11 protein-coding genes are annotated in these 11977 nt (G+C 39.9%); 9 read left to right on the top strand and 2 right to left on the bottom strand.

Features of this window, described 5'->3' with window-relative positions:
- Positions 1 to 100: 100 nt before the first annotated feature.
- The 7 genes from MWU82_RS19655 (at position 101) to MWU82_RS19625 (ending at position 5774) form a co-directional block, all read left to right on the top strand.
- On the top strand, positions 101 to 1147 hold the full coding sequence (locus MWU82_RS19655; protein ID WP_247097652.1) for a hypothetical protein: 1047 nt from the start codon (positions 101 to 103) through the stop codon (positions 1145 to 1147).
- A gap of 60 nt (positions 1148 to 1207) precedes the next feature.
- Complete coding sequence (locus MWU82_RS19650; protein WP_215949228.1) at positions 1208 to 1699, top strand: hypothetical protein; 492 nt, start codon at positions 1208 to 1210, stop codon at positions 1697 to 1699.
- A gap of 238 nt (positions 1700 to 1937) precedes the next feature.
- A complete protein-coding gene (locus tag MWU82_RS19645; protein WP_215949227.1) occupies positions 1938 to 2336 on the top strand; it encodes a hypothetical protein in 399 nt (132 codons plus the stop codon).
- Positions 2337 to 2450: 114 nt separating this feature from the next.
- Complete coding sequence (locus MWU82_RS19640) at positions 2451 to 3077, top strand: collagen-like protein (RefSeq protein ID WP_247097651.1); 627 nt, start codon at positions 2451 to 2453, stop codon at positions 3075 to 3077.
- 124 nt (positions 3078 to 3201) lie between these two features.
- Complete coding sequence (locus MWU82_RS19635) at positions 3202 to 3816, top strand: collagen-like protein (protein ID WP_247097650.1); 615 nt, start codon at positions 3202 to 3204, stop codon at positions 3814 to 3816.
- Positions 3817 to 3936: 120 nt separating this feature from the next.
- Positions 3937 to 4500, top strand: coding sequence for a hypothetical protein (locus MWU82_RS19630; protein WP_215949224.1), 564 nt, complete (start codon positions 3937 to 3939; stop codon positions 4498 to 4500).
- Between the two features lie 155 nt (positions 4501 to 4655).
- Positions 4656 to 5774 (top strand): hypothetical protein, encoded by a 1119-nt coding sequence (locus MWU82_RS19625; protein ID WP_247097649.1) that lies wholly within the window; start codon positions 4656 to 4658, stop codon positions 5772 to 5774.
- Positions 5775 to 5892: 118 nt separating this feature from the next.
- Here MWU82_RS19625 and lipB read toward each other — a convergent pair whose 3' ends face one another.
- On the bottom strand, positions 5893 to 6609 hold the full coding sequence (lipB, locus tag MWU82_RS19620) for a lipoyl(octanoyl) transferase LipB (RefSeq protein WP_247097648.1): 717 nt from the start codon (positions 6607 to 6609) through the stop codon (positions 5893 to 5895).
- Between the two features lie 44 nt (positions 6610 to 6653).
- Positions 6654 to 6809: a YqaE/Pmp3 family membrane protein gene (locus MWU82_RS19615; protein ID WP_187588110.1), complete on the bottom strand. Its 156-nt coding sequence runs from the start codon at positions 6807 to 6809 to the stop codon at positions 6654 to 6656.
- 188 nt (positions 6810 to 6997) lie between these two features.
- On the opposite strand from MWU82_RS19615, the gene lysS reads away from it, so the two are divergent.
- On the top strand, positions 6998 to 8689 hold the full coding sequence (gene lysS / locus MWU82_RS19610) for a lysine--tRNA ligase (RefSeq protein WP_247097647.1): 1692 nt from the start codon (positions 6998 to 7000) through the stop codon (positions 8687 to 8689).
- Between the two features lie 547 nt (positions 8690 to 9236).
- A complete protein-coding gene (locus tag MWU82_RS19605; RefSeq protein ID WP_247097646.1) occupies positions 9237 to 11975 on the top strand; it encodes a PSD1 and planctomycete cytochrome C domain-containing protein in 2739 nt (912 codons plus the stop codon).
- Positions 11976 to 11977 lie beyond the last annotated feature (2 nt).

Genomic DNA, 11977 nt, shown 5'->3' with positions numbered 1-11977 from the left:
AAATCCCTGTGGCACTAACAAAACACCAAAGAAATTTTCTTCATGATGTTAACCTTTCCTTTCCAATACTATGAAAGGTTAAATTCTTAAAACCAAAATCATGAAAACTATTAGAACTTTATTACTCATAACAATTATATTATTTGTTGCATCATGCGATAAAGACGAGTCCATTTCAATGGATACAGATCTTACAAAAGGCACCAGCATTCCAAAAGGTGATGACCCGGCAACGGAAGATGAATCACTGACTTTTACGGTACGGACAACTGAAGATCAGATGGGCCCATTTGCGAAAAGCACCATGGTTGAATACAATGGAAAAGTATGGTCTGTTGGAGGTATCAACGCCTATTCAACCCCTAATTCATCAAGTGATGTCTGGAGCAGTGAAAACGGGAAAAACTGGATTTCTGTGACAAACGATAAGTTTAGTGAACGTGAGGGCCATACGCTGACCGTATATGACAATAAAATGTGGCTTATTGGAGGTGTAGATGATTCGCGCACCCATTTAGGAGAAATATATTTCTCTACCGACGGTGTTAACTGGACCATGGTAACGGCCCTTAGCCCCACACTACTCGCCCCTGCCTTTCACAGCACAGTAGTATTCAACGATAAACTTTACGTAATCAGGGATGGCTTTGATGACCATGTCATTGTATTATCCTCCAGTGATGGCATTAATTGGAATCTTGAAACTGACCATGCTTTTTCCAACAGGGAAGATTTTGAAGCCGTGGTATTTGAAAATGCCATTTATGTAATTGGCGGCAAACATTTGGACACCTCTTTTAATGAAATATGGAAAAGCACCGACGGCATTGAATGGAATTTGGTTACTCCCAATACCGACATATTTAGTCCCAGGTATGCACATACGGCAACGGCACATAACAATAAAGTATGGGTAGTTGGCGGTGTAACCGGACCTTATTCGGAAACACATATCGATTTTTGGTATTCGGAGAACATGGAGGATTGGACAGAATATGATGGCCCATTACCTGCTACAGAAGGTCTTATTCATCATGCGTCGCTTTCCTATAATGAGGAATTATGGCTCTTTGGCGGGTATCAGCCAAATGCTTCAGGCACGGCTCCTATAACAGGGGAAATTAGAAGTATTAAAGAAGAAGAATAAAGGTCAATGTTAACCTAACGAATACCTAAAACATAAAAAGAAAACTCTAAAACCCAAGTTATGAAAACAATATCCATCATTAGAATCAAATTTAAAAATATTTGGACATTAGGACTGCTACTCCTTCTTGCAACAACCTTTTTAAGTTGCAACAAAGAGGACGATCCTGAAATTGAAGCCTCCCTTCTGATAGACAGTTCACAAGAACTGGTATTGGGCAAATGGTTTGTAGAACTGGCCCAAAGCGATATTCCAGGTCATTGTCTTGAACAGTACTATTTGGATTTCAAGTCCGACGAAGTTAGAAATGTGGGGGCATTGGGCTTGATCCATGAACAGACAACAAATTTAGACACGGGCATTCCGCTGACCAAAATTTGTGAGCTGCCCGATGAAACTACTCATGGGTATTCCTGGGCAGGTGACCAAGATCTTAATGTTATGATAGACTCTAGAGAGGCAAGGTTTTCCATCATTATGATATCCAATAACCTTCTTATCCTGAACAACGAAACAACCGGAAGAATGCTAGTGTTGAAAAAGAAGCCTTGACAAGCATAATTTTTATAGTCGATCCCGTTTTTAATATTTTCATCCCATAATCCTGAAGATGGCAGGGATGGCCCAACTTAGGATCCGGTAACGCCAAATCCATACTATTTAGGACGCATCTTCGTGGCATGGATATAATTTTGAAAGTCCGGTTGTAAACGTAATCAATATTTTTTTGCCGAAATGTTAACCTTTAAGGAGTGGGGCCATTAAGATTACAAATACTAAAAACACAATTATGAAAACTATCAAAACTATAATGACATTGAGCCTAATATCAACGTGCATAGCTTGTCAAGGACAGGCAAAACAAGAAAACCCGAGCAAAAAGGAAGCGCAGAATGTTTCTAAGACGGATACTACCAAACAGATGAATCTTTTGGATGAACAAGCTAAGGTCTTAGGTTCTATTTTTGGAAATCTTGAAACGGGAGAAGAAAATCCGTTTGAAGATATTACCAACTATTTGGAACTGATTGAAAAAATGGAAGGTCCCGAAGCAGATAAACAGTATTTACGGGAACAGTACAAATTGTATGACCTGGGAACAGACCCCAAGAAAAAGGAAGAGTTTAAAGTTTTGTTCAATAAAAAACTAAAAGAGGCCATGGACAAAGGCATGGCAGAACAGCAATAAGATAGCGTCATTAAAAAAGCCGAAGTAAAAATCTTCGGTTTTTTTATGCCCTAATGTTAACCTATTAAATATCCAAACCATTAAAAGGTAAATAACATAATAAAACAAGAAATTATGAAAACTTCAAAGAAATTTTTAGGCTTAGTTATAGCAGTAATGGCCCTTACTTTTACATCTTGTTCAAAAGATGGAGAAATAGGGCCTATAGGGCCTACCGGACCTCGAGGGGAACAAGGTATTCAAGGTGCCACGGGTGCCAACGGAGAAGTTGGAGAAGATGGAGAAGATGGCCAAGATGGTATTGACGGAGTTGACGGGCAGGATGGCAATGCCAATATAATTGCCTCAGAATGGATTTCGTCCCAATTCCCAGAGGGGACAGCTTTTACGTATTTCTTGGTAGATGACGACAGGATTACCAACGAACTGGTTGCAGAAGCCGCTATACTTGCCTACGGATTGGATACTACTGGAGCTGTAGCGCCCTTACCTGTTTCCTCAAACAACGAGTCATATTCTTATGTCTTATATCCTCAATTTCTACAAATCGGTTTTTTTGCAAAAAGTGTAGATGGCACGAATGAGACCTTTGATATTTTAAGCGCATTCAGATATGTAATTATACCCACCACTATGACTGGAAAAACTAGTGGGACAAACATACATTCAATACTTAAGAATGCAGGTATCGACATTAATGATTACTACGCTGTTATGGATTACTTGGGTTTGGATTACTAATAATGTAAGTCCCTAATGTAATTATAGAATCTTGGCTCAAATCGGGATTTATTTTATGTACCAATGTTAACCTATTAAATATCCAAATCATTAAAAAGTAAATAACATAAAAACACAAAAAATCATGAAAACTACAATGAAATATTTAGGCTTAGTTATAGCAATAATGACCCTTACTTTTACATCTTGTTCAAAAGATGGCGAAATAGGGCCTATGGGGCCAGCGGGCGCAAACGGCATCAATGGCATTGACGGGGTCGATGGACAGGATGGGCAAGATGGAGAAGATGGCAACGCCAATGTAACTGCTTCTGATTGGTTTGAGCCAACTGAGAGTTCCTTTAGCGTTAACAATCCTAGATATAAGGCCTTACCACTTGCAACAAATTTGAATTCGGGTTTATTGGAGGATGGGGTTATTCTTGTGTACTATGATACTGACGTAGATATTTATCTCCTACCCAATCATGTTTTCGCTCCGGACGGCACCATATTAAAATCGGTAGATTCAAAAATTAATCGTGCCTCCCGCAATATATATGTTAACATCCAACGTTCCGATTCCGATCTAACTCCACGTGAATATCTCTGGGATCCAAGCGGTCCGGCTTATGGCAAGGGAGTTCGATTTAGATATGTAATCGTTCCCTCCAACGCTGAATCCGGTAAAAAGGCTACAATCGACTATAAGAAAATGTCCTATGAAGAGGTAATGGATCATTTCGGTTTGGATTATTAACAACCATTATTGGACAACATATTAAAAACCGAGTATCTCACTCGGTTTTTTTATGTGCCAATGTTAACCTAATAAATATCCAAACCATTAAAAGGCAAACAATATAAAAAGCAAGAAATTATGAAAACTACAATGAAATATTTAGGCTTAGTAATAGTATTAATAGCTCTTACCTTTACATCTTGTTCAAAAGATGGCGAAATAGGACCTATGGGTCCTGCTGGGCAGGATGGAATAAATGGAACCGATGGGCAGGACGGGAATGCCAACGTACGAACTTTGACCTATGATCTTACAAATTTTTCCGGTGATTCTCATGATCAACGAATCCCAGAACTTACCCAAGAGGTGTTGGACAATGATGTAATCCTAGGTTATTTAAAAACCAGCATAGTATATTATCCTATACCGACTACCACTATAAGGCTTGGTGGACAAGAGGTAGACATCAATGTTGAGGTGACCCCTAATTTATATACCATTGAATTTCATGACTCTGAAACCACAAATAATAGGCCTTTAACTCGCGGAACCTTATCATCACTTAAGATAGTAATCATAAAATCTTCGAGTAACACAGCAGGCAAAATCGCCACATTGGGGATCCTTTCCAAACTTAAATCCGAGGGGATAGACTTCAATGATTACTACGCGGTAATGGACTATTTCGGATTGGAATACTAATAGTTTAAATATCAATTGATTGAAAACCGAGGCACACACCGCGGTTTTTTTTGCTCTGATGTTAACCTTAAAATTACTAAACCATTAAAAGGTAAACCGTTGACTTCAATTGGTAAAATGAAACTTAATAGATAAATAACTTAAAAAACACAGCGATGAAAACTTCAAAGAAATATCACAGCCTATCCTATCAATTAGGGAAACACCAAAGTGCCAATAGATATTTAGTTTACCTATATGCACTTAAATACCTTATGATCCTACTATTATCAGCAACCTTATTCAGTTGTAGTAGTGATGATGACAATACTAATTTAGAACAAGATCCTTTATTGGGAAAATGGGAAGTCACCAGTGGTGTTTTTATAGAATCACAACCTAAATACCTCATTTTCAACACAGACAATACCATAAGTTTTTTACATGAGACGGGGCTAGGATTTAAAGCAAATGAAACAGTTGCCTATACGGTTTCAGGGTCCGAGATCAAAATAAATGTGCAAGGATTTTTCCCTTTTGAATTCATATTGGAACAGAATAAACTTCAGATTATAGATGGTGCTAATGTTTTGCAGTTGATAAAAAATAATAATGCGCCCTCTTCTGAAAATTGGGTGGAGGAACTTTCAATTCTAAGTAAGGGAAATGCCCCAGTGAGCGGGGAGATAGATTTCGCATTTAGCTATGACAAAACAAAAATAATATATGGAATGAATGATGAAGCAACTTATATCCCTTTAATTGACCCGGTAACATTTACAGAAATTGGCCAAATAGCGACCACAAATATTGCAACGGCCGTTGAGATTGAAAAGTTTGAAGATGCGGACAGGTTCCTTTTTCAGAACAATGCCAACTCCAACGAAATTAGCGTTTATAAAATGGATGATGGCACATACCAATTTAGCCTAGAAGTAAACAATAAAATAAGTGGAATGGCTTCTGTAGATCCCCAGTATCTATGGGCAGCTTCCAATGAGGATGAAGGAAGCTTAAATCTAATAAATGTTGCGGACAATACCATAGACCAGACCATACCATTGGGTTATTATAATGTAAATGGGTTGGACTATCAAAATGGCTTCTTATACATTGCAGATGGTAAATATTTGCATAAATGCCAAACTACACCAACGTTTAAAACTGTTGCGACTTATGAAGTGTCAGATTTTGGGATACAAGGTATTGCTTTCGACGGCTTCAACTTCTGGGTAAGTGGATTTGATGTAATGGAAAACAGTTATAAGATCATTAAGACCAACCTTACCCCATAAAATATATCCTCCTAACGGATAATCTTTAGATAACCTTATCCATAAATAATCACAAAAAACAAGAATAATGGAATTTTTGGTGAAGCCAGGGCAATTATTGTAAATGTCGAAACCACTCCTACACTTGGCTTTTTGCCGAAATAAGTTGTGCTTCGAAAAGTACCTTAAAATGCTTCAATAGTCTCTGCTTCACCTCGGCCATATCCACTTCCTTTTGGCCAAGTTCCACATTTAAGGAAGTAACGGCCTTACCTTTGATGCCACAGGGAATCATCAGATCAAAATAGCCGAGATCGGCATTCACGTTTAGCGCAAAGCCGTGCATAGTTACCCATCGGCTGGCCCGTACCCCCATGGCACATATTTTTCGGGCAAAGGGTGTACCTACATCCAACCAAACTCCTGTTTCCCCTTCGGATCGCTCCGCTTTAAGATCGTAGTCCGCCAGGGTCAAAATAACCATCTCCTCTAAAAACCTCAAGTATTTATGAATATCGGTAAAGAAATTATCGAGGTCCAAAATAGGATAACCAACAATCTGTCCCGGGCCATGATAGGTGATATCTCCGCCACGGTTTATCTTGTAGAATTTTGCGCCTTTCTCGGTAAGAACGTTTTCATCCACCAACAGATTACCCATATCACCACTTTTTCCTAAAGTATATACATGCGGGTGCTCTACAAACAAAAAATGATTGGGTGTTTCCAATTGGGAACCCTCCCTCCTATTCTTTATTTTTAAGTCGATAATAGATTTGAACAATTGCTCTTGGTAATCCCAAGTATCCTTGTAATCTTTAAGTCCCAAATCTTCTAAGAGAATACTTTTGTTCATGCTGCAAAGATACAAACTCCACTCATAAACCAAACCCCAAAACCCTAGTTTGGATTGTTAAGGATAATCAGCGCGGCAATTACACCGGGTACCCATCCACAAAGAGTAAGCAGAAAAACTATTATAAAGGAACCGCACCCCTTGCCTATTACGGCCAAGGGCGGAAAAACAATGGCCAATATGACCCTAAAACAGCCCATTTTTTTTGAATTTTAATTGATTCTGCCACATTGCGGGACAGGTGTACTATTAAGACTAAAAAACAGTCTGTTTGTTACAGGAAAATGGAAAAAATTAGAGTGCCCTGTTTTCAAAACTATCAATTCTGATTTTTGGATTGATAGATTAACGCAGAGTACCTATATTTGCAGCCTTAATTTATAAGTATATGCAGCTTTCGGAACAAGAAGTAATAAGAAGGGAAAAACTTGGCAAGTTAAGGGAAATGGGCATCGACCCCTACCCCGCCGCCCTATACCCAGTAGACAGCACTTCTAAAAAGGCCAAGGAGAATTATGAAGAAGGAAAAAAGGTTGTTCTTTCCGGAAGACTTATGTCCAGAAGAATCCAAGGTAAGGCTTCTTTTGCCGAACTACAGGATAGCGAAGGCCGTATACAGGTCTATTTTAACAGGGACGAAATTTGTACAGGAGAAGATAAAACATTGTACAACGATGTGTATAAGAAATTGTTGGACATTGGTGATATCATTGGCATTGAAGGGGAGCTTTTCACCACTCAGGTTGGGGAGAAAACTGTAATGGTAAGGAATTTCACTTTACTAAGTAAATCCTTGCGCCCATTGCCATTGCCAAAGGTAGACGCAGAAGGTAAGGTTTTTGATGAATTTAACGACCCAGAATTGCGCTATCGCCAGCGATATGTAGATTTGGTAGTTAACCCGAGCGTTAAGAAAAATTTTATAAAGCGTACCAAAATCACCAATAGTATGCGTCAGTTTTTTAACGATGCAGGCTATTTGGAGGTGGAGACCCCAATACTACAACCCATTCCTGGAGGAGCTGCGGCACGTCCGTTTATGACGCACCACAATGCACTAAACATTCCTTTATACTTAAGGGTTGCCAATGAGCTGTACTTAAAAAGATTGATTGTAGGTGGCTTTGATGGCGTTTACGAATTCGCAAAGGATTTTAGGAACGAAGGTATGGATCGCACCCATAATCCTGAATTTACGGTCATGGAACTTTATGTGGCCTACAAGGATTACAATTGGATGATGGACATGACCGAAAAGCTTTTGGAAAAAGTAGCCATCGATTCCAACGGGACATCCAAAGTAACCGTTGGCAAAAATGAGATAGAATTTAAAGCACCTTACCCTAGAGTACCCATTTTGGAAGCTATAAAAATCCATACCGGTTTTGATGTTGCCGGAATGAATGAAGTAAAACTTAGGGAAGTTGCCAAAAAGTTAAATATTGAGGTTGATGATAGCATGGGAGTTGGGAAGCTCATTGATGAAATTTTCGGTGAAAAATGCGAACATCACTATATACAGCCCACCTTTATCACGGACTATCCCAAGGAAATGAGTCCGTTATGCAAGGAGCACAGGGACAATCCCGCATTAACCGAACGTTTTGAGTTAATGGCGAATGGAAAGGAATTGGCCAATGCCTATTCCGAGCTGAACGATCCCATTGACCAGCGTGAAAGATTTGAAGAACAACTTCAACTTTCAGAAAAAGGCGACGACGAGGCCATGTTCATTGATCAAGATTTCCTAAGAGCCTTGGAATACGGAATGCCACCTACAAGTGGTATTGGCATAGGTATTGATCGCTTGGTTATGCTAATGACCAACAATGCTTCCATACAGGAGGTACTTTTCTTTCCACAAATGAGACCAGAAAAGAAACAACTGGAACTTAGCGAGGAAGAAAAAGAGATACTTGCCCTTTTAAAACCAGAAGGCAAACTAGCGTTAAACGAACTTAAGACCAAAGCAGGCTTAAGTGGCAAAAAATGGGATAAATCCATGAAGGCCCTTTCCAAGCACGAGTTGATCAAGGTTGCCACCGAGGGCGACACTAAAGTGGTGCTTTTAAAGAAATAATTTCCAAGGAAACTAACAACAACTTCCAATATTTTTAAGCGATTCTATCTTCGAGGAATAGAATCGCTTAAATTCTTGTACCCCATAACCATCATCTGCCCAAGGCATAATATTGTATTGACAATAGCTTTTCAATTTCTTACTTTTATAAGGGTATTGTTCCGATATAAATTAAGTTTAGACTGAATAAATTGAAGTATTGACAGTAAATATCTAAAAATAATAAGCATTTGATAGCCAGTGCAGATTATTTCCCATATAATTGCTGAAAATATCTCCGTTTTATCACCCTAAATAATGGCATATTGCATGTCGAAGAGATTGGTGCTTAAAGCACAGTGAGTATTGGGGGACTAAAGAATACATTTCCACCAAGGTGGAAGAATAAAGTATTACTAATCAACATGATGATGGTTGCCCCTAATTTTATGAAGCAGTATTATTATTCATGAGAACTATTGGATCAACTGCCTAATATTAGCATACCTCAAATAAGTGGTGCGGATTTAAAAACATTGATATTGAACAAACATTTAAAAATAATAGCATGAAAAATAAAGCATATTTATTCCTATTGATAGTGGGGGCACTTGTGCTTGTTATTTACGTTTGGAGCCTTCTTAAACCTGCGGATACCGTAGATTTTAGTGCGGATATAAAACCTATCTTGAACAAGAACTGTATTACCTGCCATGGTGGGGTTAAAAAAAGTGGTGGTTTCAGTCTATTATTCGAAGAGGAAGCCTTTGCCAATACCGAATCCGGAAAGCCCGCAATTATCCCCGGCAATGCCGCCAAAAGTCCTTTTATACAGCGCCTTACCGAGAGCGACCCGGAGCTGCGAATGCCCTATAAGAAATCGAAACTTTCAGAGGAGGAAATAGAACTGTTGACCAAGTGGGTAGACCAGGGAGCCAAATGGGGCAAACATTGGGCCTATACCTTACCTGAAAAAGTGGAAATTCCGGAAGCAACACAATCGGCCGGTATTTCTTCCGGTGATTCTCAAGGATTTATTCAAAATGACATAGACCACTTTATTTTAAGGACCTTGGAAAACAACGACTTGGAACCTAGTCCACCTGCCGAGCAAAACGTTTTGGCACGGAGAGTGTCCATGGACCTTACCGGACTTCCACCGGACGATTCCTTATTTAATGATTTTACCTCCGGGAAAATTACTTACGAAAATATGGTGGACGAATTATTGTCCCGTGATGCCTATGGTGAAAAATGGGCCAGTTGGTGGTTGGATCATGCGCGTTATGCGGACACCAAAGGCTATGAAAAAGATATGGGTAGGACTATGTGGCAATATAGGGACTGGGTCATAAAATCCTTGAACCAGGATATGCCCTTCGACCAGTTCACGATTGAGCAGTTGGCCGGAGATCTTTTGCCCAACCCCTCGGCCGATCAGCTGATCGCCACTGCCTTCCACAGAAATACGATGAACAATGACGAAGGAGGTACCGAGGATGAAGAATTCAGGGTAGCTTCCGTAATCGATAGGGTAAACACCACCTTTGAAGTATGGCAGAGCACCACCATTGGGTGTGTACAATGCCATAGTCACACCTACGACCCCTTTAAAAACAAAGAGTATTACAACCTCATGGCATTTTTCAACAATACCAGGGACGAAGACACATCGGAGGATGAACCCAATTTAAGGTTTTTCTCCGAGGAACAACAAGGGGAAGTAGATAAGATTTACCAATGGATCTCTAAAAACGAGAATAAGGAAGTTGCCAAAACCTATAACAATTTCTTACAATATTCCGAACCTATTTACCACGCCCATTTGGCCAAGAATTATACCAATGGCAATTTGGCGGACACGAAATGGCTGGCCTTAAGGGACAATGGCTCCTGCTACCTCCCTGATGTTTATACCCAAGGTGCCGATTATATGTACCTGAAGTACTCTTCAGGAATAGATGGCACCAAAGTAACCGTCAGAAAAGACAATGCGGATGGAGAGATATTAGCACAATTTACAACGAACAAAACCAAGGGCAGGGAAATTCAAAAGTTCCCTTTCAAAAAAACAAACGACAAATTAAACTTATATATTGAAGCCAATAATGACAAGATCTCTCCCAAAAGCCCTACCAGTTATATTTCATGGTTTGCATTTCTCCCGGAAATAAAGGCTGAGAACATTTCTGGATACTCCCAAATTGATGACAGTTTTATGAAACTGTTGAACGCCGACACCCCTACACTACCCATCATCATAGAAAATCCTGATTACCTAAAGAGGACCACCCAGGTTTTTGAACGGGGCAATTGGCTAATGAAAACCGATACCGTAGAACCTGCTACTCCCCAAAGCCTCAATGCTTGGAACGATGCCTGGCCAAAAAATAGGCTAGGATTGTCCAAATGGATGGTCAGCAAAGAGAACCCGCTAACGGCACGTACCCTTGTAAACAGGGTATGGCAACAAATTTATGGTCGGGGAATAGTAGCCTCCTTGGAAGATATGGGATCACAATCCGATCCGCCTACACACCCCGAATTATTGGACTGGTTGGCCTTAAGATTCATGAACGAGCATAATTGGAGCATAAAGGCTCTGGTAAAAGATATTGTAATGAGTGGCACCTACCGGCAAAGTTCTAAGAACAATGCCAAATTATACAATTTGGATCCGGAAAACAGACTCTATGCCCGTGGTCCTAGAATTCGCTTGGGAGCAGAACAAATTCGCGATCAGGCCCTGGCAGTATCCGGACTTTTAAGCACCAAAATGTACGGCCCAAGTGTTATGCCACCACAACCGGATGGCATTTGGCAAACGGTATATAATGGCGGCAATTGGGTGGAAAGCCAAGGGGAGGACAAATATAGGAAGGCCGTATACACCTATTTAAAACGAACAAGCCCTTACCCCTCCTTCCTCACTTTTGACGCAGGAAGTAGGGAAGTATCCACGGTACGTAGAACCGTGACCAACACCCCATTACAGGCCTTGGTTACCCTAAACGATCCCGTATATCTGGAAACTGCCTATCATTTGGCCAAATTTATGGGCCAGAGCAATGGTGTAGACAAAAGTATACGAGATGGCTACAGGAAAGCAGTTTTGGCGGATATTACAGAGGAAAAACTAAATGTCCTAAAGGAACTATACAACAGTTCCCTTTCCGATTTCCAGGAAAAACCAAAGAATATCAAGGAATTTATTCCTTTTGAAACCGATACAGATGCCAATTTAGCAGCATTGACCGTAGTGGCCAATGCCATCATGAACTTGGATGAGTTTTTAACAAAATCGTAGCT

The organism is Arenibacter sp. S6351L (assembly GCF_023016025.1).
GTDB lineage: Bacteria > Bacteroidota > Bacteroidia > Flavobacteriales > Flavobacteriaceae > Arenibacter > Arenibacter algicola_B.
Note: the sequence above shows the minus strand (reverse complement) of the source record. Positions and strands in the feature narration are given on the sequence as shown.

Coding starts and splice junctions, on each gene's coding strand:
- MWU82_RS19650 (WP_215949228.1), top strand. CDS start 1,208: ATGAAAACAATATCCATCATTAGAATCAAATTTAAAAATATTTGGACA.
- MWU82_RS19615 (WP_187588110.1), bottom strand. CDS start 6,809: ATGGGCTGTTTTAGGGTCATATTGGCCATTGTTTTTCCGCCCTTGGCC.
- MWU82_RS19625 (WP_247097649.1), top strand. CDS start 4,656: ATGAAAACTTCAAAGAAATATCACAGCCTATCCTATCAATTAGGGAAA.
- lysS (WP_247097647.1), top strand. CDS start 6,998: ATGCAGCTTTCGGAACAAGAAGTAATAAGAAGGGAAAAACTTGGCAAG.
- MWU82_RS19640 (WP_247097651.1), top strand. CDS start 2,451: ATGAAAACTTCAAAGAAATTTTTAGGCTTAGTTATAGCAGTAATGGCC.
- MWU82_RS19605 (WP_247097646.1), top strand. CDS start 9,237: ATGAAAAATAAAGCATATTTATTCCTATTGATAGTGGGGGCACTTGTG.
- lipB (WP_247097648.1), bottom strand. CDS start 6,609: ATGAACAAAAGTATTCTCTTAGAAGATTTGGGACTTAAAGATTACAAG.
- MWU82_RS19635 (WP_247097650.1), top strand. CDS start 3,202: ATGAAAACTACAATGAAATATTTAGGCTTAGTTATAGCAATAATGACC.
- MWU82_RS19655 (WP_247097652.1), top strand. CDS start 101: ATGAAAACTATTAGAACTTTATTACTCATAACAATTATATTATTTGTT.
- MWU82_RS19645 (WP_215949227.1), top strand. CDS start 1,938: ATGAAAACTATCAAAACTATAATGACATTGAGCCTAATATCAACGTGC.
- MWU82_RS19630 (WP_215949224.1), top strand. CDS start 3,937: ATGAAAACTACAATGAAATATTTAGGCTTAGTAATAGTATTAATAGCT.